21 protein-coding genes are annotated in these 23,028 nt (G+C 59.7%); 10 read left to right on the forward strand and 11 right to left on the reverse strand.

What is annotated here, in order from left to right; genetic code table 11:
- Positions 1–108 precede the first annotated feature (108 nt).
- The 3 genes from AAE514_RS05945 to AAE514_RS05955 are packed head-to-tail and all read left to right on the forward strand — an operon-like array spanning position 109 to position 2,151.
- Positions 109–492 (forward strand): YbaN family protein, encoded by a 384-nt coding sequence (locus AAE514_RS05945; RefSeq protein WP_347330604.1) that lies wholly within the window; start codon positions 109–111, stop codon positions 490–492.
- 30 nt (positions 493–522) lie between these two features.
- Positions 523–1,701, forward strand: coding sequence for an NnrS family protein (locus AAE514_RS05950; RefSeq protein WP_347330605.1), 1,179 nt, complete (start codon positions 523–525; stop codon positions 1,699–1,701).
- Positions 1,702–1,713: 12 nt separating this feature from the next.
- On the forward strand, positions 1,714–2,151 hold the full coding sequence (locus AAE514_RS05955) for an RrF2 family transcriptional regulator (RefSeq protein WP_347330606.1): 438 nt from the start codon (positions 1,714–1,716) through the stop codon (positions 2,149–2,151).
- Here AAE514_RS05955 and AAE514_RS05960 read toward each other — a convergent pair.
- The 4 genes from AAE514_RS05960 to AAE514_RS05975 all read right to left on the reverse strand — a co-directional run bounded on the left by AAE514_RS05960 (position 2,134) and on the right by AAE514_RS05975 (position 8,191).
- The gene (locus AAE514_RS05960) at positions 2,134–3,033 is read right to left on the reverse strand and encodes a sterol desaturase family protein (RefSeq protein ID WP_347330607.1); all 900 of its coding nucleotides are present in this window, start codon (positions 3,031–3,033) and stop codon (positions 2,134–2,136) included. The genes AAE514_RS05955 and AAE514_RS05960 overlap by 18 nt on opposite strands.
- Positions 3,034–3,048: 15 nt before the next feature.
- On the reverse strand, positions 3,049–5,256 hold the full coding sequence (locus tag AAE514_RS05965) for a TonB-dependent receptor family protein (RefSeq protein ID WP_347330608.1): 2,208 nt from the start codon (positions 5,254–5,256) through the stop codon (positions 3,049–3,051).
- A 14-nt stretch (positions 5,257–5,270) separates the two neighbouring features.
- Positions 5,271–6,503, reverse strand: a complete 1,233-nt coding sequence (locus AAE514_RS05970; RefSeq protein ID WP_347330609.1) for an imelysin family protein — start codon at positions 6,501–6,503, stop codon at positions 5,271–5,273.
- Between the two features lie 158 nt (positions 6,504–6,661).
- Positions 6,662–8,191 (reverse strand): DUF4856 domain-containing protein, encoded by a 1,530-nt coding sequence (locus AAE514_RS05975; RefSeq protein WP_347330610.1) that lies wholly within the window; start codon positions 8,189–8,191, stop codon positions 6,662–6,664.
- 234 nt (positions 8,192–8,425) lie between these two features.
- Between AAE514_RS05975 and AAE514_RS05980 the strand changes: the two genes are divergently transcribed.
- The 6 genes from AAE514_RS05980 to AAE514_RS06005 all read left to right on the forward strand — a co-directional run bounded on the left by AAE514_RS05980 (position 8,426) and on the right by AAE514_RS06005 (position 13,756).
- The gene (locus tag AAE514_RS05980) at positions 8,426–8,842 is read left to right on the forward strand and encodes a DUF488 domain-containing protein (RefSeq protein ID WP_347330611.1); all 417 of its coding nucleotides are present in this window, start codon (positions 8,426–8,428) and stop codon (positions 8,840–8,842) included.
- A 30-nt stretch (positions 8,843–8,872) separates the two neighbouring features.
- Positions 8,873–9,586 carry a 3-deoxy-D-manno-octulosonic acid kinase gene (locus AAE514_RS05985; protein ID WP_347330612.1) on the forward strand — a complete coding sequence of 238 codons (714 nt, stop codon included), beginning with the start codon at positions 8,873–8,875 and terminating at the stop codon, positions 9,584–9,586.
- Positions 9,587–9,684: 98 nt separating this feature from the next.
- Positions 9,685–10,569: a glycosyltransferase family 2 protein gene (locus AAE514_RS05990; RefSeq protein ID WP_347330613.1), complete on the forward strand. Its 885-nt coding sequence runs from the start codon at positions 9,685–9,687 to the stop codon at positions 10,567–10,569.
- Positions 10,569–11,558 carry a DUF6492 family protein gene (locus tag AAE514_RS05995; RefSeq protein ID WP_347330614.1) on the forward strand — a complete coding sequence of 330 codons (990 nt, stop codon included), beginning with the start codon at positions 10,569–10,571 and terminating at the stop codon, positions 11,556–11,558. The genes AAE514_RS05990 and AAE514_RS05995 overlap by 1 nt, the downstream gene beginning before the upstream one ends.
- Positions 11,555–12,793 (forward strand): O-antigen ligase family protein, encoded by a 1,239-nt coding sequence (locus AAE514_RS06000; RefSeq protein WP_347330615.1) that lies wholly within the window; start codon positions 11,555–11,557, stop codon positions 12,791–12,793. Before AAE514_RS05995 ends, AAE514_RS06000 begins: the two co-directional genes overlap by 4 nt.
- Before the next feature lie 57 nt (positions 12,794–12,850).
- On the forward strand, positions 12,851–13,756 hold the full coding sequence (locus tag AAE514_RS06005) for a glycosyltransferase (protein WP_347330616.1): 906 nt from the start codon (positions 12,851–12,853) through the stop codon (positions 13,754–13,756).
- 60 nt (positions 13,757–13,816) lie between these two features.
- Here AAE514_RS06005 and AAE514_RS06010 read toward each other — a convergent pair whose 3' ends face one another.
- From AAE514_RS06010 to AAE514_RS06020, 3 genes are all read right to left on the reverse strand, one after another.
- Entirely contained in the window at positions 13,817–14,650 is an 834-nt protein-coding gene (locus tag AAE514_RS06010) for a glycosyltransferase family 2 protein (RefSeq protein ID WP_347330617.1), read from the reverse strand.
- 116 nt (positions 14,651–14,766) lie between these two features.
- Entirely contained in the window at positions 14,767–16,869 is a 2,103-nt protein-coding gene (locus tag AAE514_RS06015; RefSeq protein WP_347330618.1) for a sensor domain-containing diguanylate cyclase, read from the reverse strand.
- Positions 16,859–17,470 (reverse strand): biliverdin-producing heme oxygenase, encoded by a 612-nt coding sequence (locus AAE514_RS06020; protein ID WP_347330619.1) that lies wholly within the window; start codon positions 17,468–17,470, stop codon positions 16,859–16,861. Before AAE514_RS06020 ends, AAE514_RS06015 begins: the two co-directional genes overlap by 11 nt.
- Positions 17,471–17,594: 124 nt before the next feature.
- Between AAE514_RS06020 and lpxL the strand changes: the two genes are divergently transcribed.
- Positions 17,595–18,512, forward strand: a complete 918-nt coding sequence (gene lpxL / locus AAE514_RS06025) for an LpxL/LpxP family Kdo(2)-lipid IV(A) lauroyl/palmitoleoyl acyltransferase (protein ID WP_347330620.1) — start codon at positions 17,595–17,597, stop codon at positions 18,510–18,512.
- 419 nt (positions 18,513–18,931) lie between these two features.
- Here lpxL and parE read toward each other — a convergent pair whose 3' ends face one another.
- The 4 genes from parE to AAE514_RS06045 all read right to left on the reverse strand — a co-directional run bounded on the left by parE (position 18,932) and on the right by AAE514_RS06045 (position 22,910).
- Positions 18,932–20,821: a DNA topoisomerase IV subunit B gene (parE, locus tag AAE514_RS06030; protein WP_347330621.1), complete on the reverse strand. Its 1,890-nt coding sequence runs from the start codon at positions 20,819–20,821 to the stop codon at positions 18,932–18,934.
- Between the two features lie 78 nt (positions 20,822–20,899).
- Entirely contained in the window at positions 20,900–21,481 is a 582-nt protein-coding gene (locus tag AAE514_RS06035; protein ID WP_347330622.1) for a YqiA/YcfP family alpha/beta fold hydrolase, read from the reverse strand.
- Complete coding sequence (cpdA, locus tag AAE514_RS06040; protein ID WP_347330623.1) at positions 21,481–22,263, reverse strand: 3',5'-cyclic-AMP phosphodiesterase; 783 nt, start codon at positions 22,261–22,263, stop codon at positions 21,481–21,483. The genes AAE514_RS06035 and cpdA overlap by 1 nt, the downstream gene beginning before the upstream one ends.
- Positions 22,264–22,466: 203 nt before the next feature.
- Positions 22,467–22,910: a DUF1249 domain-containing protein gene (locus tag AAE514_RS06045; protein ID WP_347330624.1), complete on the reverse strand. Its 444-nt coding sequence runs from the start codon at positions 22,908–22,910 to the stop codon at positions 22,467–22,469.
- Between the last annotated feature and the right edge of the window lie 118 nt (positions 22,911–23,028).

Below are 23,028 nucleotides of genomic sequence, written 5' to 3' on the forward strand. Positions count from 1 at the left end.
ACCGTTGAAGAGTCTTTCTAAAAGATATATTATTTTTACATGTTTAACTTTATCCCTTGGTGATACCATGCGGGAACGACAAGTCACAGGGCTTTGTTAGGAGCCATTATGAGCGGAGCGCAATGGTGGCAACACACCCGCCGACTACCCTGGTTGCTGGTAGCCTGGGTCAGCATTGGGCTGGGCGCTATCGGCGCTCTGCTCCCGGTAATGCCCACGACGCCTTTCCTGCTGGTGGCCGCCTGGGCGGCTCCCAAAGGCTCCCCCAGGCTGCATCGCTGGCTGAGGGAGCACCGGCACTTTGGGCCGCTGCTGCATGCCTGGCATACCCGGCGGGCGGTGCCCAGGCGAGCCAAGTGGCTGACACCGGCGTTACTGGTCGCCAGCCTCATTGTGATGGTGCTGGCCGGGGTAGCGCCGGTGGTACTGCTTGCGCTGGTGTGCCTGTTCAGCGCCGTGACACTTTATTTGTTCAGTCGCCCCGACGCCTAACAGCCACGGGGTGAAACCGAGGAGCTATTCATGGCCCAACCCAATGCCCTGCTCGCCTACCCTTTTCGTCCGTTCTTTATCCTGACGGGCCTCTATGCCATGGTTGTGGTGTTGGCCTGGGTCGGATTTTTGTTTGGAGGCTGGCCTTTGCCGCTGGGTTGGTCGCCCCTGCAGTGGCATAGCCATGAAATGATTTACGGCTTCGTTACCGCCGCCACCGCCGGCTTTCTGCTCACCGCCATGTGTAACTGGACCGGCGCCCCTCCCCTTCAAGGCAAAGGCCTGCTAGCGCTGGTACTGCTCTGGCTGGCCGGGCGCCTTGCCTTCTGGTTCGCCGGCTGGCTGCCGGGCTGGCTGGTGGCCGTGGTGGACTTGGCCTTTCTGCCGGTGCTGGCGATCTACGCCGCCCGCGTGTTGTTGCGCTACGGCAACAAACGCAACCTGATTTTAGTGGCGGTGCTGGCCGCTCTGACCGTCGGCAACTTGCTGATGCACGTGGGGTTTACCGGCGGCGGCATGCAGTGGCTAAAACTCGGGCAAGGCCTCGGGCTAGACATTATTACGTTAATGATTGTGGTCATCGCCGGGCGCATTACGCCGGCGTTCACGGCCAACTGGTTAAGGGGTCAAGGGGGACCGGCCGAACAAGTGGTTAAATCCACGAAGGTCACCGGCCTGGCAATGGCGAGCGTGGTCTTGCTGGCCGTATTGGCGCTGCTGCCCCTACCCGCTTGGTGTGAAGCGCTGGCCGCTCTGTTTGCCGGGGGCATCAATGCCCTGAGGCTGTATCAGTGGCGGGGCTGGCTCGCCTGGCGCGAACCGTTGCTATGGATCTTGCACTTGGCTTACGGTTGGGTCGTCATTGCGCTGTTGCTGCGTGGGGTGAGCGGTTTTTATCCGGCTCTGCCCGAGACGCTGTGGCAGCACTCTCTGGCCTTGGGGGGCATCGGCACCCTGATACTCGGGGTAATGAGCCGAGTCGCCGTGGGGCATACGGGCCGCCCCATGCAACTGCAGCCTTATGGCCGCTTGATGTATTGGGCCGTTATCGCCGCCACCGTGTTGCGTCTATTGGCGGCCAACCAGTGGATTGATTACCGTATTGGGGTAACCCTATCGGCGCTGGGCTGGATTTTGGCGTTTAGTTTGTTTGTCGTGCTTTACGCACCCATGTTGAGTCAACCCCGGGCCGACAACCGCCCCGGCTAACCGAGGTCATTCATGCACATTACCCGTTACACCGACTACTCTTTGCGGGTGCTGATGTACGTGGCCCTAAAGGGCGAAGAGCTGTCCACCATTCGCGAAATTGCCGAGAGCTACGACATTTCCAAAAACCATTTGATGAAAGTGGTACAGGAGTTGAACAGCAAGGGCTACCTGCACGCCATTCGGGGCAAAAACGGGGGGCTTCGGCTGCGCGGCACGCCAGAGGAAATTAACCTCGGTGAACTGATTCGCCGCACCGAGCAGGACCTCACCTTGGTGGAATGCTTTGGCAGTGGCAGCCAGTGTGCCCTGACGCCGGCCTGCCGGCTCAAAGGGGTGTTGGCCGAGTCGCTGGAAGCGTTTTTCCGGGTGCTCGACAGCTACACCCTGGCAGACTTGGTCTACCCCCAAAACGCGCGGGAAATGAAACAGTTACTGCGCATTCCCTGAACGGGCCACACCAAAGCGTAGCCGGCGCGGACGCTCCCCCGCTGGCAAGTGGCTGCCGCAGAGTTTATCCCACAGCGTGAGGCAGGTGCCGAAGTTGCGGTCCCAGTGTTCCGGCGCGGCGCTATGATGCAGTTGGTGCTGCGCCGGGCTGATTAACCAGCGCTCCAACCGCCCAAAGGTGAACCAGATATGGCTGTGGCGCAGGTTGGCGCCGAGGAAGTTAAAGGCGAAGCCCAGAACATCCACGCCCAGCACATCCAGTCCGCTCAGTTGCCCTCCGAATAAATAGACAAACACCCCGCTCACCCCTCCAAACACCACCAGGCCGCGCAGGTAGTAGGCCGTCATTTCCACAGGGTGCACGCGAAATAAGGTCAGCGGTGTAAGTCTCTTGGCGCTATGGTGAACCCGGTGAAACCGCCAGAGCCAGGGCACCTTGTGCATGGTCCGGTGCAGCGCAAAGCGGCTCAGATCTTCCACCAGGAAAAACACCAAGGTGTAACTCAGGGCAATGGCCAGCCAGTGCCACTGGAGTGTCGGGGCGTTGCCCAGGTGGGTCTGTAGGGTGCGGGCCACCCAGAGCGTGGCCATCATATGGCTGCCCAGCAGGGGCACAACCAGCAACACTCGCAGGGTGCTGTTGCCCAGCATCAAGCCCAGATCAGTACCGGTAGAGCGGTTAAGCCAGTGCCGGCGAGAAAGCAGGCTTCGGCGCAGCCCGCGCCAAAAGCCCACCTCACCGCGCCGGCGGAATTGCAGGTACAGCGCCACCACCGCCATTACCCCCGCCGAGACCCAGAACAGCCAGTACATCCGGCTGGCCGGGTTCAACGGGTAGTTCAGGGGCGCGGTTAGCGCCTGCCACCAGTCCACCTCAAACACCCCGTTGAGCCTCCTTTAGAAACGGTAGGTCACGCCCAGCTGCACCGTACGCGGCGCGTTGGGGCGGGCGCCAAACGGGCGGCGGGAAACCAGCTCGCGCTCGTCGGTGAGGTTGTCCACCACCAATTGAAGGCTCAGATCCGACGACAGCTCGTAGCGGGCGGACAAGTCGAGGGTGGTGTAGGCCGAGAGCCGATCGCGGCCGGTGGGCTCACCCCGCCCGGGCCGGTCACGCATCTCACCGGAATATTTCACCGCCAGATCCACCTGCCAGTCCAGCGCCACCAAGCCGACACCGAGCCGGGCCTGGTGGTCGGGTGTATAGGTCAGCTCATCGCCAGCCCGCACCGTGCCCCACTGGGAGAAGCCCGAGGTGAAATCGCTTTGGAAAGCGCTTTCGGTATAGGTGTAGGCCAGGCTTAAAGGGACATCGAGCCGGTCGTTTAGCGACCAAACCAGATCCCCGGTCAGCTCCAGGCCAGCAATTTCCACGCGGCCGCCGTTGAACTCCTCCCCGGGCTCGCAGCCGGCATCGGACACCCGGCAGCGCCCGAGCAGGTTGTCGTAGTCACTGAAAAAGCCGATGGCGTCCAGGGTCAGGTCCCCGTCCTGATAGCGAAAGCCGTACTCTAGGTTAAGGCTCTCTTCCGGGTCGACTGAGTCGGCCGCGCCCGGGCCGCTGGGGGAGAAGCCCTTGTTCACGCCCACCAAAAAGCCGAGCTTATCGGTCCATTCATAGAACACGCCAGCGCCGGGAGTGACGACTTCCTGGGTGTTGCTTCGGTGGCTATTGTCGGCGCGGTTTTTCACCTCGCCTTCAATGCGCTCGGCGCGCAGGCCCAGATTGATTTTCCAGGGGCCGCGACGCATTTCGTCGCTCACAAACAGAGCCCAGGCGTCGGTCTCCGCCCGGTTGTCGGTTTTCAGCGCTCGGTCGGTGACCCCGTCGAAAACCAAGTCTCCGCCCTGCACCCGATACCCATAAGGACGATGGGCGCGGTCCACATAGTCGTGGTGGTAGCGCAGCCCCACGGCCAGCTCGTGCTGCCACTGGCCCAGACCCAGCTCGTGCTGAAGCTCGGTTTCGAGCCCCTGAGAGCCGTATTCCCGGGCGTTGTCGGTCACATCGAGCCGATCCGACAGGCCGTCACTGGAGTTGATCTCCCCTCGCAATAAAGACAGCTGCCGCGCGAAAATATCGGGCCGGTCGAATACCGTGCTCGCACTCAGGTTGGCGGAGTAATCACCACCGGCGGCCGGCGGGGCAAAGAAACCATCAACTTTCTTCCACGAGCGGTCGAAACGGTTGAGGTACAGTTTGTTGATCCACTGCCAACCGGGAAGGAAGCTTGCCTGATGCAACAGGTGCACCTGGGTATGCTCGGATTCGAAACGATCTGCAACACTGCCGACATAGCGACGATCCGGGTTGCTGTCGAAATCCTCATCGGTCAGCCCCAGATAGGTCTCATCGGAGTCCTCATCGGCGTAGCCCAGTTTCACGATGACGCTCTGGGCAACCGGAGCGCCCGGCCGGGACTCCCACCCCAGTTTGAGGTTGAGGTCATTGCGCTCAAAACCGGTGCTGCCCCCGCCATCGAGCGCCTTAAACCCGTCGGCGCCGTAGTTGAGCAGATCCAGCTGGTAGCTGAACGGTTCCTGGCTATCGCCGTAGACCAATCGCTCCTTGTGGTAACCGTCGGTACCCGCGCTGAGCGACACTTGGCCTTCACGCTCGGAGGGCAAGGGGGCTGTCACCAAGTTGACGGCACCGCCCACGGTATGGGGGCCGTAGTGAATCGCGGAGGGCCCCTTAAACACTTCCACCGCGCTCATACGGTTGACGTTGGGTACGTAGTAGGCCGCCGGTGCCGAATAGGGGGCCGGCGCAATCAGAATGCCGTCTTCCATTAGGGTGATTTTTTGGCTGCGCTCGGCGGTGGCGCCGCGAATGCCAATGTTGGGCCGCAGGCCGTAGCCATCCTCGGTGCGGATATAGACACCCGGCACCTGGGTTAGCAGCTCATTGATGTCGGTTTGGTCAAAGCAAGCGATGGCCTCTTCGTCGAGAAAGCTCGCCGAGCCGGCGGTGGAGCGCACGGCGTCGGCGCCACCGGTGACTAGTATTTCTTCGTACACCAGCTCGGGCAGTTCAATATTCTGGGCGCTGGCCAGGCCGCTGATCAGCGCCAGCAGCAGGGGCGTGTGTTTCGATGGCTTCATGTTCATTCCCGCGATCAGTCGTTGTCGGATTGCCCGCGCTCGGGCAAGTCGAGATTGACGATGGTGACGAAATCCGTGCGCAGACGGTCGGTCACCCGCTTGAGGTAAGCGTGGGCGGCGCAGGCCCCTGGGTAATTGTCCGCCGGGTTTGCCGTGGCATTAAGGCAGTCCTGTGCGCTGCCGGAGTCGAGCTGGGCGCGCATTTCCTGAAGGAGAGAGGGGCTTGAGTACCCCGACCGGACGTCGGCGTCGATAATGGCATCCTTGAACGCTTCCATTACCTCGGGAAAGCCTTCGTGCACAAAGATGTCGTCAAAGCCCAGTCCATTACCACCGGTAAAACCCTGCAGAAATGCTTTCATATTAATTTGAATGTTGCTCATGGAGCTTTCGCTGTAAGGCGACTCGACCGCGTCCGGACAGGCAACGGCGCTGCACCCGGCATGGAGGCCCGTAGGAACGCCCAGTTTGCGATCTTTGGCCTGCAGTTCAATGTAAAAGAGCGCATCGGAGAGGGCTTTTAAGTTCGCCTCCTGATTGGCGGGATTGACCCACTCAAAACGGTAGTCCCCGCCCTCCGGCTCCCAGGCTTCCACCAGTGTTTGGGAGGCATCGACAATGTCATCGGCCAGGCGCTGGGCATAGTCGCACCGCTGTTGCCGCCGGGTTTGCTCGGGCAAGTTATTCCAGCCTTGGGTCTCACTGATTTGCGACGGGCAATGATGGGTCAGGTCCTCGGAGAACAAAAGGTACTCCAACGCATCCAGGCCGCGGGCGTTGACCGAGCGCGTGCGAAGATCGAAGCCCTCCTCCTGGGCCAACACCACACTTTGGTCCACCGCGCATTCACTCAAAGGGGCGCTGCTGCCAAAAGAGTAAATTCGGTTGCGCAAGGCGCCACCATTGGCCGCCAGCGGGCCCACCTGGAACAGCTCTACCCGCTGCCATTGTTCCATGACTCTGCGCCACTGATAGCGCACCCGTCCAATGTCCGCGATGCGGCCGGGCTCATTTAAGGCTTCACAGTAGAACTGCACCGAATGGATCCCCTCGGCAAGTTCATCCGCCTGCTCCCCAAAGGCCCGATATTCAGGCAGAAACACATTGTCCGCGTAGTTGGCCATCATGCCCTGATAGTCAAAGCCACGGGCGGTTTCCGATTCGGTAGTGTCGGATTGGTCGTCACCGACACAGGCACTTAGTGACAGGGCGATAAGCGTCATCGCCCAACAGCGGATTGATGTCACGGTGGGACTCCTATTGGTTTATTCACATTGCCAGTGGGTAGCACTGATTAAAGGCGCCAGACGCACAAAAGGTGAGTGCCCGAAGGCACTCACCTTTTCCCTAGCTACTGGCGCTTTTCTCGCCGCCAGCGCTTTGCTCGCCACTGACGCTCCGTGGCTTACCAGTTTTGGACGTTCTCGGCATCAAAGCCGTAAGCCGCTTCCATCAGGTCACGGGCCGTCATCAGGTCAGTCGCGTACTGCTCGACACCACCTTCATACGCCTCGCCGTTCTGCTGGCCGTTGGGCAGCACGGGGGCATCACCCATCAGAGAAAGCACGTCTTTGAGATCCGCCAGTGCCTCGGCATCGGCACGGAACGGCGACTCGGGGCTAAACTGCAGACCCAGGGCGAAGCCCTTCATTTCGCTCCAGTGCTTGGCGAGGTTTTTGTAATGCCCCAAGTCCTGGAAGGCGCCCTCCTGATAAGCATCGATATCGGCCAAAGTGTCGTTGATGTAGTGCACCACGGTGGCCGCCACGCATTTTTCCCAGGTCAGGGCGGCGGTTTCAATTTCCGCATCCAGCTCGGCTTGCATGTCTGCGGTCAACTCACCGTTTTCCGCCGCCGCACGCAGGATGGCTCGGCCGGCCAGAAACGCTTCAAAAACCTCTGTGGTGTAGTCGGTGGGGCTGGCGTTGTCCGCTGTGCCGGCATCGCGTTTGGCGCAGTTGGTGGAGTTGCCAAAGTTGTACTCGCTACGGATGTCGATGGCGTCGTCGCCGTTGGTGTCTTTGTAGCCAATGTTGCGGATTTCATCGAGGGTGTAGTCCCCATAGTCCCGAGCGGCACCAAAGTAACCAAAGGCTTCGTCCCAGTTGTGCTCACCTTCGGTAAAGGTATTGTCGCCCTCGATCTCCAGCATGTTGGCGAAATCGGCCTGCAGGTAGTCGTTGGTGCCTTGGGAGAAGGCCACCGCGCCCAACAGGAACTTCTGGGTCAGTTGACGGTAATCACGGCCATGGGCGTCCACGGTGACAGTATCCAGCGCTACGGCGCCATCGACCGTTTCGATTTGGGGGGCTTCCCCGTCGGTGGCCTCTTCGGCCAGAGCCGCGAAGTAGTGATCCACCAGGTCCACCGGCCGGGCATCGGCTTGCAGCCCGTCTTCCCAACCAAAGAATTCATCGTTAATCAGCTTATCGGCTTCGCCATTACCCTGGCCGTCACCACCGGCAATTTTGCCGATCAGGTCTTTGCCGCTTGCAATGGCGCCATAGGTCAGCTCACCGGAGTTTTCCGGCAGAATGTTCATTCCGCCCAGATCACGAGCGTTGAATTGGGTGGTAATGTCGTCGGAGGTGGCGGCGTCAAAACGGAAGTAAAAATTCAAATCCGCCTGGACATCCTGCGCGACGTCTTCCTGCAGGCTCTTAATCTCTACCACCAGATCGTCAATGAGAATGTGTCGTTTGGTTTGCCCGGTATAGGACACCGTCTCTTCCCCATCGGCGTTCGGGAAGGTATAGGTCGTCGGCACATCGGAGCCGTCTTCGTTGTCCTCTTCGTCACCATTGTCCTCGTCGGTGTCCGGGGTTTCGGTCTCCGGCTCGTCCTGGCCATTGTCATTATTACTGCTGCCGCCGCACGCACTCAGCGTCAGGGCGCCTAGAATCATCAAAAGCAGGGCTGACCATCGAAAATTCACACACTTCTCCTAATTCGGTTTTCTGTCGGTAATTGTCTGTTATTTCCAGTGTTTAACGCTGTGATTTCCCGCATTGCCCCCCATTCGGGGAACGGTGGCGTCGCTCACAGCCCACCATAAGCTGCCAATAGTATATGGAAATGACTATGATTATCAAATCCAACTGGTCGAAATTCTTATTGCTATTTGAATGACAAAAGCCCGCCCAGGGCAATCAATGCTACTATTGGCCTCATGGACTATCAGATTCTCTTTAAACGCGTCTATGAGCCCGCCGCCGACACGGACGGCCACCGGGTGCTGGTCGACCGGCTCTGGCCCAGGGGCAAGCGCCGGGACGAACTGGCCTTGACGGAGTGGTATCGGAACGCCTCCCCCTCCCCGGCGCTGCGCCGCGCCTGGCATCGGGGCGATATTGATGAAGACCGTTTCGCGGCAGATTACGGCGACGATCTGAATACTCACCCGGAAAAGCTGACGCCGTTGATGAAGCTGGCTCGAGACGACCGGCTGACCCTGCTGACCGCCAGCCGAGACCCGGCCCACTCCCATCTCCCGCAACTGCGCCGAGCATTACTGAACCAGCTTGAGCAGGAAGATGCCCAGGCCGACGGCCGGGAGCCCAGCTCTCCCCCTTGTTACGCTAGTTAACCGGCAACCACCCCGGATATCGCCACCTCCATGAGCCAACCCTCCTACCGACGAATTGACCGCGGCCACCATCACGCACTGGTGAACACCGACATCACTGGCGAGGTCCATTTGGATAGCTTCAACCCCGAGACCTGGGGAGAGTTAGCCACCCCCGTCTCCGGCAGCGGTCGCGGTTCGGCCTGGTTTCTGGAAGCCGGGAGCGGGTGGGTGTTGCGCCACTATCGGCGCGGGGGCCTGCCGGGCAAGCTGCTCAAAGACGCCTATCTGTACCTGGGGGAGGCCTCGGTTCGCTCCTTCAATGAATTCCGCCTGCTGCAGGCACTCCACGGCCAGGGCCTGCCGGTGCCCCGCCCCATCGCCGCCTGTTACGCCCGCCACGGTTTGAACTACCGGGCCGCGATCATTCTGGAACGGTTGCCTCACACCCGTTCACTACTGTCGCTCAATAGCCAAACCGACCGACCACTCTGGGAAGCGGCGGGCGCATGTATTCGCCGGTTTCACGAGGCCGGGGTTTATCACGCTGATTTAAACGCAACCAATGTGCTGGTGAACCCCGATTCCGGGCAGGTCTATCTGATCGACTTCGACCGCGCACAACAACGCTCCGCCCCGGCAGGAGACACCGGATGGAAACGAGCCAACCTCAAGCGCCTCCAGCGAGGCGTCGAAAAACACTGGCCCGGCAATGCCGGTTCACCCACGCCTTTTATTAAAGCGCTGAAACAAGGTTACCGCTGAAAAACGACCTGCTAGCAAGCCCCTTTGCCGTGATAGAATGCCGGCCGTTTTGCCGCCCCGACGACCGGGCCCTTGAGTGATCGCACGGGTTTGCTGCCATGTATGACGGACTTCGCCTCGCCTTTTTCCGACTGGCCGCCAAGGGCTGGGTGCCACCTCAGTGGTTCGAGCCCAACCTGCCGCCGGTGGCCTCCCGCGCGGCCAAGACCGGTCATCTGAGTTTGGAAGTGGTCAGCCACTGCTGGAACTATTCGCACTTCCTCGCCTACCAGCTCAGTTCGCTCGTGCTTTTTCCACCGCACAACCTTTCCGTCACCATGACGGTCTTCTATTGCCCGGAGGACGAGCAGACCGAGCGCCTTCTGGCCTTCTTTTCCGAGCAGTCCGTTCCCGGGGTGACCTGGAACTGGCAACCGCTGCCGCGCCAGCAGCTTTTCCGCCGAGGCATCGGCCGCAACAAGGCGGCGCTGGAAACCCATGCCGACTGGGTCTGGTTTACCGATTGCGACTTGATGTTCCGTGAGGGCTGTCTCGATGTGCTCGCGGAACAATTGCAGAACCGGCAAAGCGCTCTGGTATTCCCCAGGGAAGAGCGCTGCACTGACCTGCTCGCCGAAGACAACCCCATGCTCAAAGCCGGAACGGGGGAGCCCCAGGTGCTGGATATCGATACGTCATCCTTCACTTCGAAATTTCCTTCCAAGGCCACCGGGCCGTTACAGATCGCCCATGGCGATGTGTGCCGCGCGGTGGGCTACTGTCGCAATATCGACTTGTACCAACAGCCCACCGAGCAATTTGCCAAATGTCATGAGGACCGAGCCTTTCGCTGGCTGATTCGCAGCCAGGGGGAGCCACTCCCCATTCCCGGGGTTTATCGTATCCGCCATATCGCCAAGGGGCGCTACACGGGCAGCAAAGCCAATACCGGCGTGAGAACCGCCCTGCGGCGCCTACAATCCTGGCTGAGGGACCGCGCCTGATGAGTCACACCACACGCGCCGAGGAGCTCGACTCCAAGCCCCCCAACGCCGATACCATTGTGCTGACGCCCACCTGGGCAGGGGACCTGGATCATTTCCGGTTGCTGCGCGCCTCTCTCGCGCGCTCGCCCCTGGCGACCCTTGAGCATCATGTGGTGGTCCAAACCGAGGATTTACCGCTATTCCGCACTTTTGCCGAAGAGCCAAACGTGGTGCTGCGTTCCACGGCCGAGGTGCTGCCTCCCATCGTAGAGAAACGGCGGCAGCGGGCCCGCCACATTGGCGCCCACGCCGGCCGACACTTGACCCGCATCAGCGGCAGCCTGCGCCGAAACCTGGGCTGGCCACGTTGGCCCTCCTACACCGGCTGGCATACGCAGCAGTTATGCAAGCTGGCGGTGGCGAGCGCGACCGGCCGAGCTACCACCATCGTGCTGGACTCCGATGTGGTCGTGACCCCGGCGGCGCAGGTGCGAGACTTTCGCACCCCGGGGGCCGTGGTGTGCTTCGCCCGATGGCAGCCAGTCGGCACCCTCAAAGGCAAGGTACGCAAGTGGGTGGACAGCGCCGCCAAGCTGACCGGGCGCTCGCCCTTGAATGAGGAGGATGAAGTAAACACTTACTTCGACACCCCCTTTGTGCTTGATGGTGAGGCAGTGTGGGCAATGCTCGCGCACCTGGAGCAGCAAAGCGGCCTGCCCTGGTGGCAGCACCTACTGAACCAGCCGCCGCGCCGCTGGTCCGAGTTCGGTCTCTACAAACAATACTTGAAAAGCTGGAGCCAACAGCCCGTCGACTGGCGGGCGCCGGAACTCATGCAATATATTTTCGACACCAGTAACGCCGAAGCGGTGGTCCAGCAAGTGACTCACTTGTTCCAGAGGCCCGACATCCACTACATTACGCTTCACTCTCAGAGCAGCGGCAAACATAACTGGCGCGCTAGCGACTACACGGAACGCCTGCTTGGATGGATCAACACGCTATGACAGCCAATGACCTGGAACGCCCCCTGGGCCGGTACCAGCAAAAGCTACCGACCCTGTTTTTGATATGGATTGCACTATCGGCGATCTCCCCCCACCCGGATTTATACAAAGGGTGGTTTCACCTAGCCATGAGCCTACCCGTGTTAGCCATGATGGTCGTGGGCCGCGTGCGCATTGATACCACCGATACCCTGTTGCGCGTCTGTGTCGGGCTTCTACTCTACACCACGCTCGGCTCCCTCATTGTCAGTCAGGCCGACTGGAGCCAGCACCTCCACGCCCTTCGCTGGAGCTTTGAGACCTTATTGTTGGTGCTCGTCCTGTTTCTGGCGGTGCCGCCCCTGCTTAGGGATCCGCACTTCCTCGGGCGGTTTCTACTGACCTGCATTATTCTCGGCAGTCTCTCGGCACTGATTATTTTTGGCGTATTCCAGGGTTTTGCCGGCCGGCTTAGCGGGATAGGGGCGCTTTACCAGCCCATCGAAGGGGTGTCGGTGCTAATCATTTACCTGTGCATCGGTGCCTTCCTGCTCTGGCAGAAACGGAACGAACTGACCTGGAAGGATCAGGCCCTGCTGTTTTCCGCGTTGATCTTAACCTGCGCCTGTACTCTGCTCTCCGGAAGCCGGGGCCCGACCCTGGCCCTGGCGCTGGTGGTTGCCTATGCCTTGCTCGTGGGTGCCATCGCCCACCGCCACTGGAAAATACTGTTGGCCGCCACCGGCTGTTTGGTGATCGCACTGGTGGGGGTACTTTGGCTCTACGGCCTGGAGAACCTTATTAAAGTCATGGTCGAGCGGGGCACCTCCTACCGGCTGCTTTTGTGGTCAGCGCACCTGCAGCACCCGCCGGAGTCGTTGCTGTTTGGCCACGGGGCGGCCACGGATCTGGAGTCGACCGCCGCCGGGCTGAAGATCTATAAAGAATCCGGCATCGGCACGGCCCAGCCACACAACCTGTTTATCGGCACGTTTGCCCAAACCGGGCTGGTGGGCCTGGGGTTGCTGCTTTTGCTTCTGGGCACCGTGCTGCGGGGGATTTACACCGCCCGCACCAGTGCCACCGCCAAGTGGTATATGCTGGGAATCTTCGCGGCGGTCATGCTGCTGGTGACCACCAATACCTACACCTTGATCATCTCCGTTAAAACCATTTGGCTCTACACTTGGCTGCCTCTTATTTTTCTATGGCTGTGGAGTCGGCAGACGCATCACTCCCGAGCCGACACTCAGTGAGTGGGCCGACCATCCCGATTCGCGGGCTCGCCTCGGGGCATTAGTGGGTAAAACACAATGATATTCTGCATATTCTCGTTCAACAGAGGGCCGTTTCTGGACAACTGCGTTCGCTCAATCGAGCAGTGCCTGCCGGGGGCGGAGATTATTGTGTTTGACGACGACAGCGATGATGCTCAAACCCTCTCGGTTTTGGAGAACATCCGGGCAACGCACACAGTCGTCACCCCCGAAAAAGCCGGCTCCACCAAACACGGCGGCCTTTACGCCAACATGCAGAGCGCCATTGAGCGGCTGAAAGATGCCTCCTCGCTAGTCTGTTTTCTGCAGGATGATACCCAGGTTGTGCGGCCCATTCTTGAGGAGGAACTCCAGTTTCTGGACCGGCTATTTTCGGAGAACCCGTCGCTGGGTTTTGTTCAACCCTGCTTCCTTCGGGCCTCCGCTAAAAGCCGCCGGCCGTTTCAGGTGCCCGAACAGGGGAAAACCGAACTCCTCTATCGGGAGAACCGGGGTCAAAGCGCCGGGCTGCATTACTCAGACTTGCTGATTACCTCGCCCGCCCGGCTCCTGCAGCGGCAGTGGACCTTTCGCACCTCCGAACCGGAGAACGATCGCCAAGCCAAAGCGATGTTTGGCCCCATGCCCTACCTCTATTCGCCTTTTGCCATGTGGCTCCCTAATGTACCGGCCTACCGGGGCAAAAAGAAAACCTGGGCGCTGAAGTATGCAGAGGAAAAGATGCAGTGTGGCTATTATCCCTTTGAGCTATGGTCCACCGAGCAAAGCGAGCAGTTCATCGCCCGGCCGGAGGACCAGTTACCCATTGCCGAAGACTACCTGACTTGCAATGGGCATACCCCTCCCAAGCCCTGGCGCTATACCCCCCTCTCAGGCCAGCGATGGCTAAAACGCCTGAATAGTATTGAGGTTTTCTTCCACCGGCATTTCGGAAAATCATAACGCCACCGATTGCGCTGAGCGAGAAGAGCCTCTAGCAGGCCGCCTTTAACTCGCCCGTGGTTAGCGCTCGCGGCCTGCCTGTTCCAGTTGGGCTATACCGTGGTCGGTGCGCGTTAGCTTTTCTTTTTCGCTTTTGATTCGAAGCGCCTTGTTCTGCGCCACTAGCTCGGGGGACTTGTAGCCCCTCGGGTGGTCAAGATGCACCACAATCGCGTTGTAGCGAACGTGCTTGGGCCGGATACCGGCGTTGCTCAGACGTACCCCGAACTCCCGGTCCAGCCCGCCCCAGGGCATCCGCTCGTCAAACCCGTTCACCGCCAGAGCATCCTTCTTCCACACCGACCCGTTGGAGCCTTTGAAGTTGCAGGCGGTCGGGGTGATTTTATTCAGTATCGAAGCTTGAAACGGCGTGGCGGTTAGCTTGAGGTTCTTGTGGCTGGCCTTTAGGCCATGGGACTTGAGCCACGCCAAATCAAAACACCGGCCGCTCAGGATATCGTCTTTGGTAATGGCTTTGCTCGTGGCCATGGGCAGCTTGTGGTACCCGCCGGATAGATAAGTACCGGGCCGGGCCTCGCTCGCATGAACGGCAAGGAAATCCTTGCGGGGAATGCAGTCCCCGTCGGTAAACACCAAGTATTCGGACGAGGCCTCCAGTATGCACTTGTTGAGAATCCGGCACTTTCTGAAACCGTCGTCCTCTTGCCACAGGTGGGTAATCGCAAGCCCGGTTTCCTCGCGCAGACGATCAATCATCTCTCGGGTCTCGTTGGTTGAGCCGTCATCCCCAATAACGATGTCAAAATCAGTGTGCGTCTGCGCGCTGTACCCCCAAAGGACTTTTTCCAACCAGACGGGCGAGTTGTAGGTGGTCATGATGACGGACAGTTTCAAAAGGTTTCCCCATGGCTGCGGCACTGAAGGCGCTATGGTAACACCGAGATAAACCCTATGGTAAACCGAAGGACCATTCCGGCGTCCGGTTCACAGGGCGTTCGGGGAAAGGCCCACTAACGCGCCTGCAGGTGAACCCGGTTGCGGCCAGAGTGTTTGGCGTCGTACATGGCCTGATCGGCTCGCACCAACAGACTCTTCATGGTATCGCCCTTACGCCATTCGGCCACACCGATGCTGATGGTCACCGGCTCCTCCAACCCGAACGTCGTGTCCACTACCACGCCCCTCAGTCGCTCGGCGAAAATGCCGGCGTCATCTAATACTGTGTTCGGCGCCAACACCAGAAACTCCTCACCGCCCCAGCGGCCCAACTGGTCTCCTTCTCGCAACCCTTCGGTCAAAGCGGCCACCAACGTTTTTAAGACCCGGTCCCCCACTTCGTGCCCGCAGGTGTCATTGATCAGTTTGAAGTGGTCCAAGTCAAAGAGCAGCAGGGAAAACGGCTGACCGTACCGCTCGGCATTGGCCATGCTCATCTGCACCAGATGTTCAATCCGGTAGCGGTTCAGCGTGCCGGTCAGCGCATCGGTATTGGCCACTTTCTCAAGGTGTTCATTCGCCTCCGCCAAAGCCTTACGCTCGCGCCGCAAATATTCATTCAAACGGGTAATTTCATGGGCCGCCGCAATCACCGCCAGATCATCGCCCAAGTCCCGGGCGGCATTGACTTGCGCTGGATGCCACGCTTGGCTTTTCCCGCTGACTTCTTCCACCCAGGTCGCAAAGGAGGTTCGAGGGGATAACACCGTACGCCCATCGCGTACCTCCGGTACCTTATCCGGCTTACCCGCCCAGGGCACCATTTCAAACTGTTCCGGCCGGAACAGCAGCAGCCAACCGCGGGCGTCCATATCGATCAATAAAGGCATGGCCAACAATCCGCAACAACAGTCCAATATAGCCTCCGCATCCGGGTAGCCCGACGCGGTCAGAGAGGTTGTGGCCCAGGGTTCCGCCCCTTTCAATTGACTATCCAGCCAATGAGTTAAGGCCAGGACCTGATCCTCCCCGGGGGTGGGCCCGAACAGGGTAGTCTCCCCCAAATAGACAAGCGCGAGCCCTTCCACACTGAACAGTTGCTGCCAGTGTTCGCCATGTTGGCGCACCAGATCACTCGGTGCCTGACGCTCCTGTACCCCTCCGGCAAGCTGTACCCGATTATCGTGGATCTGAGAACGATAATGGGCCTCCGCTTCGGCCTTGAGCAGAAACAGGCGCTGGCTGGCAACTTCAACGAGGGTAACCACGCTGTCTCGAGCGGACGGAGACAGCGCCAGAACATCGCTACTGTGGCAGCTCACCAGCCCCCACAACTGGGCATCGGCATAGATCGCCACCGATAGGGAGGAACTTACTCCCATATTCTGCATATACTCAGTGTGAACGAGAGAGACCGCGCGAAGGTAACCGTAGCTCAAGTCCAGCGGCTGACCATTAGCCGGGTTCATGGCTGGTACCAACCGCGCCGGTTCCGCCCGGGCATCGGCAATCATTCGAACGCGGTTTTTGCCATACATGGCCCTGACCTGAGGCGGGATATCAGAGGCGGGAAAGTGCTGCCCCAACAAGGATGAGAGGGTCTCGCTACGGCTCTCCGCCAGAACCTTGCCATTCCACTCTTCATCAAATGAGTAAATGAGGGCTCGGTTGTAACCAGTAATCGCGCGAACGGCTTCACACAGCAATGCCATCACATCATTCTCGGTGCGAGTTTCCACCAGCCGGGAAATCCAGTCGTTGACCAGTGACAGCCAACGGTAACGTGCCCCGCCGGCCAGAGGCTCCAGCTCCACCACCACGGCATCTCCGCTGCGGTAGGCCACCACGTGCAGCTTACGAGAGGCACCACCCAACTTGCGGGTCACCGTCAGGGCACCGGGAAGTCGGTCCGTCTCTTTAAGGCCCCGCCGGATGCGACCGAGCAAGGTCTTACCGAATATGTCGATCGCGCTGGCACCGAGGCAATCGTCCACGCCGAGCCCAAGGTGCTGGCTGACATTGGCACTGACCTGCCAAACGCGGCTGATGGCCGCATCAAAGCTCAGCAGCACACCGAAGCTTTGCACGGCACCCGGGATATGGATGGGCTCGCGCGCACACTCGTTCTGTGCTCCCTGGAGTTCCTCTACGCCCTGCTGGGAGTTTTTAACAGCCACTCAGTCGCCTCTGCCAATGATCAAAATGAACTTTCAATGCTGTGAATGTGCTTTTCGCTCCCGTAAGTGCCTCCTCCCAGGGTTCCTCGCTGGGAAGCATTTCCAGCCAACGGCACAATAATTTCCAACTATCCTGTTTGGCGTAAAGTGAGAAAAAACCCGCGCCATTATCACTGTCCAGAGCAAGCACCTGACTGAGACGACGAGCGATTACCCGCCCTCCCTGACTCGCCCCTTCCAGGACGTATAGCACACCCAACGCTTCTTCGGAGGACTTCGGGCGAAACGCACTCACCGGTTCACTTTCAACCCCGTCCTCGGCCAGCGCTAACTGACGACAGTCGCGCTCCAGGGAAGGCAAACGGGAGTGATAGTGGTAGCCCACTTCGGGCAAACAGTCACGAAGCTCGCGCTCGTGGGGCCAGAGTAACGGCTCCTGAAAGCGGTAAAAAGCTCGTTGGGCCTGCACGATTTGACCGTACTCGGCCAGCGTCAGCTCCGGGGAAAGCAGCCGCCGCATTAGCGGTTGAGCCTCAAGCGCCTTGTGTTCCACTTGCGTAGCGGCGCGCAGCGCCTGTCGCAATGACTGACCTTGGTACAAAGCTGCTCCTCACAACCCGATGGATTCAGTGCTTGGCATCTATATTAGTATAGCGGAGAGACGTACCCACCGCGGTGATACGCGTTAGAATAGCGCTTTTGCCTGCGCATGAGGAAATGACGAAATGCCGAGAGTCTCCCGCCGACTGTTTCACCCGCGCTATTGGTTAACCTGGGTGGGCTTTGGAATCTGGTGGCTACTGGCTCTATTGCCCTATCGTGCCCAACTGGCGCTGGGGCGGGGCCTGGGACGAGTGCTCTGGCACTTGGCCAAGAGCCGCCGCCACACGGCGCTGCGCAATCTTGAGCTGTGCGTCCCGGAAAAACCGGAGCGGGAACGGGTGGCGCTGGCGCGCCATAATTTCGAGTCCACGGCGCTGGCACTTTTTGAGACCGGCATGGCTTGGTTCTGGCCCCGACGGCGACTTGAGAAGCTTTATACGGTGGAGGGGTTGGAACATTTGCGCCAGGCGGCCGATGAGGGGGAGGGCGTGGTTCTGCTGGCCATGCATTTCACTCACTTGGACCTGGGCGCCAAGTTTTTGTGCATGAGTCATTCGATCGATGGGTTGTACCGTCCGCACAACAATGCGCTGTACGATTTTATCCAGCGCCGGGGGCGGGAGCGTTTCAGCGACGGGGGCGTGACCATTGCCCGCGAGGATTTGCGCCAGATGGTCCGCCATCTACGCAAGGGAAGGGCGGTCTGGTATGCGCCGGACCAGGATTACGGCCCTCGCCGCCCTCATGTGTTTGTGCCGTTTTTCGGGGTGCCGGCGGCGACGATTACGGCGACGCTGCAGTTGATGCGCATGGGTCGGTCCCGGTTGATTCCGTTTACGCATTATCGCCGGGAGGATGGCAGTGGGTACGATGTCAAAGTCTACCCGCCACTGACGTCGGTTCCGACCGGCGATGATAAGGCGGATGCGGCGACGATCAATGCGTTTGTGGAGGCACGGGTCAGAGAGTGCCCCGAGCAATACATGTGGGTACATCGGCGGTTCAAGACGCGCCCTGAGGGGGAGAAGTCTCTCTATTAGTTTAACTAGGGGGATACGTGAAGCCCGGATTGAAGGGGAGGTGTACCACTTCGAGACCCGCCGTAAATACATCCCTGTAGGCTTCTCATCGGCATCCATGCCTCAGAGAGTCTCGAAGTGGTACACCTCCCCTGCAATCCTCAGTGCCAATATTCCGCTCCCAAATGCTCAAAACTACATCCGATTCGACTATTCGGGGAGCGCGTCCTGACACCAGCGGTGGCACAGGGAAAGGAATCTTTAATGAAAAATAAGCTCTTCCTCAAAACTGTCTACTGGCACTGAGGTCCGGGGTGGGGCATACCCCTTGGAGACTCTCTGAGGCATGGATGCCGATGAGAAGCCCCCAGGGAGGGGTTCACGGCGGGTCTCCAAGGGGTATGCCCCACCCCGGACCGGACCCCAATGCCACTACACAACTACACAGGGATATCGGCCAAGTTCCCCTTGCTCTCAAGCCAGACGCGACGATCAGAGGCGCGTTTTTTACCGAGAAGCATATCCATCATTTTCAGAGTGCCCTCGATATCATCAATGCCGAGCTGCACTAACCGTCGGGTATCGCGGGCCATGGTCGTCTCACGCAACTGAAGCGGATTCATCTCACCCAGCCCCTTAAAGCGCTGAACATTCACCTTGCCTTTCTTCTTCTCCGCCTCAATGCGATCCAGAACACCGTTGCGCTCGCTCTCATCCAAGGCGTAATACACCTCCTTCCCCACATCGATCCGGTACAACGGCGGCATAGCCACAAAGACATGACCGTTTTCCACCAGCGGGCGGAAGTGCTGCACAAACAGCGCGCATAACAGCGTCGCGATATGCAGGCCGTCGGAATCCGCATCCGCCAGAATACAAATCTTGTGATAACGCAACTGAGTCAGATCCGCCGCGCCGGGATCCACCCCCAACGCCACGGAAATATCGTGCACCTCCTGATTGGAGAAGATGTCGGAAACATCCACCTCCCAAGTGTTCAGAATCTTCCCGCGCAGCGGCATGATCGCCTGGAACTCGCGATCCCGCGCCTGCTTGGCGGAACCGCCGGCCGAATCCCCCTCCACCAAAAAAAGTTCACTGCGTACCGGGTCGGAGCTCGAACAGTCCGCCAGTTTGCCGGGTAAAGCCGGGCCCTGGGTAACTCTTTTTCGGGCGACTTTTTTACTGGAGCGCACCCGCCGCTGGGCGTTGTTGATGCACAGCTCCGCCAGCTTGTCACCGTCCTCGGTGTGCTGGTTGAGCCAGAGGGCGAAGGCATCCTTGGCAATGCCGGAGACGAACGCCGCCGCTTCCCGGGAGGACAAGCGCTCTTTGGTCTGACCCGAGAACTGAGGGTCCGCCAGTTTCGATGACAAGACGTAGCTGCAGTTCGCCCACACATCCTCGGGCGCCAGTTTGACGCCCCGGGGCAGAAGGCTGCGAAATTCACAGTAGTCCCGCAGTGCGTCCAGCAAACCGGTGCGCAGGCCGTTCACATGGGTGCCGCCCTGGGCCGTGGGGATTAGGTTGACGTAACTTTCCTGTACCAGTTCGCCCCCTTCAGGCAGCCACTGAACGGCCCAGTTGACCGCTTCGGTTTTACCGTTGAACTCGCCCACAAAAGGCTGTTCGGGCAGTGTTTCCCAGCCTTGGGTAGCGCCCAGCAGGTAATCCTTGAGGCCGTCTTCATAAAACCACTCATCGGTCTCCCCGGACTGCTCATCCTTGAAGATGACTGTCAGCCCCGGACACAGCACGGCCTTGGCCCGGAGCACATGACGCAGCCGGCTGATGCTGAACTTGTGAGATTCAAAATAGCTGGGGTTGGGCAGAAACCGGATGGCGGTGCCGGTGTTGCGCTTGCCGCAGGTGTCGATCACTTCCAGGTCCGTGGCTTTATCGCCGTTGACGAACCCCATGCGGTGCACTTGGCCATCCCGCTTGATGGTGATTTCCAACATCTTGGACAGGGCATTGACCACCGACACCCCCACCCCGTGCAAACCGCCGGAGAATTGGTAGTTCTTGTTGGAGAACTTACCGCCGGCGTGCAGGGTGCACAAAATCACCTCCACCCCGGGTTTGCCCTGCTCCGGGTGCATGTCCACGGGCATGCCGCGGCCATCGTCGGAAATGGTAACGGAGTGGTCCTTGTGCAGCACCACCTGAATGCTCTTGGCGTGGCCGGCCAGCGCCTCGTCCACGCTGTTGTCGATCACCTCCTGGGCCAAGTGGTTGGGGCGAGAGGTATCGGTGTACATGCCCGGGCGCTTCTTAACCGGGTCAAGCCCCGTGAGAACTTCAATATCTTCTGAGGAGTAATTCGCCATATAGGGTTTATTAGCTCTGTTGTCGTTCTTACCGTTTAATATCGTTACCGCCCCGGCGGGAATACGCTAGGTGCGACTTCAATGTTCTTCGAGGAACGCGATGGCCTCGGGGATGTAGCGCTCAAAACCTTGAAAGCCATGATCGCCACCGGGCTCCACGGTCTGCTTTGCCCCCTTATATTTGGCCACCGCCTGGCGGTAGTCCAGGGTCTCATCCCCCGTTTGCGCCAGCAGCCAGAGGGCCTGGGGACGGGTCGGTGAGGCCACTTCATAGGCCCGAAACTCATCCACATGGTGGGCGCTCAAGCGGTACGTATCATCGGTATGATAGCCCTTGAGGTCAACCTCCACATAATTTGGCATAAATTGCCAGGGCGCCACGGCCGGGTTAATCAGTACGGCCGGGGCCCGATAGCGTTCGGCCAGCCAGGTGGCCCAGAAGCCGCCCAGAGAGCTCCCCATCAGATAGAGGGGCGCCTCGGTAGGGACCAGCGCTTCCAGTTGTCGAGCCGTTTCGCTCGGATAGGGAGAAAGGTGTGGGCACTGAAAGTCGATGTCGGGGCGGTGGCGTGCGACCCACGCGCTAACCTGACGCGCCTTGAAGGACGCGGGCGAGCTGAGGAACCCATGGAGATAGAGTAACCGGGGGGCCGGCGCCATCAGTAACCGGCGGAGCGATAGTCGATATGGTATTCGCGGTCGGTCACGCGCGAGACGCCGGTCTCCAGGCTGCCGTCGGAGTGCAGCTCAAACCAGCGGTAACCCGGCATGGCGTGATCCACCGCGAAGTCCTGGCTGCCGGGCTCGAACTGGATACAGGTAGCGGGAGTGGCAAACAGCTGAACCCCATTTCGCTCGCCCTGATAGAACTGATGCACATGCCCCCAGGAAATGGCTTTCACCTGTGGGTGAGCGTCCACGACCTGAAAGAACTCATCGGCGTTGTCGAGGATGTATTCATCAATCCATTTGCTGCCCACCGGTACCGGCTGGTGGTGGAGCATAATCATGGTCGGGCGCTGGCCGTTGCTGGCCAGTGTCTGCTCCAGGAACTCCAGCTCACTTTGGGCCAGGCGCCCGTGCACGTAGCCGGGAACCGCCGAGTCAAGCAGCACGAGCATCCACTCGCCCACCATCATCACGCGGGACTCGGGCACCTCCTCGCCCTCGTACTGCGCCATGGTCGCGGCCGAGTCGTGGTTGCCGGGCAGCCAGCCCAGGGGGACGTCGGTGTAACGGCGAATCGTCTCGACAAAACGCCCATAGCACTCGGTGTGGGCATCGCTGGCGACATCGCCAGTGCATACCATAGCGTCATAGGTCGATTGCTCCTTGGCAATCAACTCCATTACATCCGCCAGGCTCTGGTCGGTGTTGAGTCCCAGCAGGGAGGGATCAGACAGAGGGCCCAAATGGCAGTCGGTTATCTGAATCAGGCGCACGAACGTCTCAATAATCCGGTTGATTCCGCTTCCAATTGACTCATTGCGCCCCGGGCCGGCCACTCTGGATGGCCCCGGAAGCGTGGCTGAGCAATTGAGAATGTGCTTGGAGAATAACCACAAGTTGAGACAGGTGCAAGGAAGTTGCCAACAGTGTCGGAACTTTTGTCAGGGAGTGTGAAGAGCGTCAGAAAGCGGGAGGTCTACCAGACCGTCTCCAGGGTGTGCCCTTTCGCCAAGCACAAACCGAGCCACTCGCCGAGAAAGCGGTTCAATTGCGCCTTTTCATCCTGGTGGTACATGGCACGGTTGGGGTACTCATAGCGGGGCTGCAGGTGGCGATGGCGCTCCCAGGCGAGCACCTCGGCCAGTTGGGCGTCATGGTAGAGGCGCACGGTGAGCTGGGGCGCCTTGAGCCAGTCATCCCCCAGGGCCGCGTCCGACTGGCTAAGGCGCAACGTCGTGGTGTAGCGCGAGCGTTCGGTCACTTCAATCTGGGTCCGCCACTGCTGGCCGCCACTGGTCACCGCAAACTGCCAGCGCTCACCGCCTACGCCCTCCGGCATCAGCTTGCACAGGCGCCAGTAGTTGGCTTCGCACTCGGCAAGCTGACGGGATAAATTGACCTTGTAGCGGCTTTTTATCATTCGCGGAGACTCTCCTGCAGTGTCTGCGGTACCTGTCGTCAATTTCTTGGTCACAATTTGATCGCCAAGACCCCCTCTCACCCGAAAACGGGCGGCGACGAGTATGCCGAGGGGACAT

It is taken from the genome of Marinimicrobium locisalis, assembly GCF_039822625.1.
Taxonomy (GTDB): Bacteria; Pseudomonadota; Gammaproteobacteria; order Pseudomonadales; family Cellvibrionaceae; genus Marinimicrobium; species Marinimicrobium locisalis.

What these genes read in the sequence shown, in the direction of transcription:
- AAE514_RS05990 (WP_347330613.1), top strand. Translation starts at nt 9,685, where the DNA reads ATGTATGACGGACTTCGCCTCGCCTTTTTCCGACTGGCCGCCAAGGGC.
- lpxL (WP_347330620.1), top strand. Translation starts at nt 17,595, where the DNA reads ATGCCGAGAGTCTCCCGCCGACTGTTTCACCCGCGCTATTGGTTAACC.
- AAE514_RS06035 (WP_347330622.1), bottom strand. Translation starts at nt 21,481, where the DNA reads ATGGCGCCGGCCCCCCGGTTACTCTATCTCCATGGGTTCCTCAGCTCG.
- AAE514_RS06000 (WP_347330615.1), top strand. Translation starts at nt 11,555, where the DNA reads ATGACAGCCAATGACCTGGAACGCCCCCTGGGCCGGTACCAGCAAAAG.
- parE (WP_347330621.1), bottom strand. Translation starts at nt 20,821, where the DNA reads ATGGCGAATTACTCCTCAGAAGATATTGAAGTTCTCACGGGGCTTGAC.
- AAE514_RS05985 (WP_347330612.1), top strand. Translation starts at nt 8,873, where the DNA reads ATGAGCCAACCCTCCTACCGACGAATTGACCGCGGCCACCATCACGCA.
- AAE514_RS05965 (WP_347330608.1), bottom strand. Translation starts at nt 5,256, where the DNA reads ATGAAGCCATCGAAACACACGCCCCTGCTGCTGGCGCTGATCAGCGGC.
- AAE514_RS05955 (WP_347330606.1), top strand. Translation starts at nt 1,714, where the DNA reads ATGCACATTACCCGTTACACCGACTACTCTTTGCGGGTGCTGATGTAC.
- AAE514_RS05950 (WP_347330605.1), top strand. Translation starts at nt 523, where the DNA reads ATGGCCCAACCCAATGCCCTGCTCGCCTACCCTTTTCGTCCGTTCTTT.
- AAE514_RS05945 (WP_347330604.1), top strand. Translation starts at nt 109, where the DNA reads ATGAGCGGAGCGCAATGGTGGCAACACACCCGCCGACTACCCTGGTTG.
- AAE514_RS06005 (WP_347330616.1), top strand. Translation starts at nt 12,851, where the DNA reads ATGATATTCTGCATATTCTCGTTCAACAGAGGGCCGTTTCTGGACAAC.
- AAE514_RS05995 (WP_347330614.1), top strand. Translation starts at nt 10,569, where the DNA reads ATGAGTCACACCACACGCGCCGAGGAGCTCGACTCCAAGCCCCCCAAC.
- AAE514_RS05980 (WP_347330611.1), top strand. Translation starts at nt 8,426, where the DNA reads ATGGACTATCAGATTCTCTTTAAACGCGTCTATGAGCCCGCCGCCGAC.
- AAE514_RS06045 (WP_347330624.1), bottom strand. Translation starts at nt 22,910, where the DNA reads ATGATAAAAAGCCGCTACAAGGTCAATTTATCCCGTCAGCTTGCCGAG.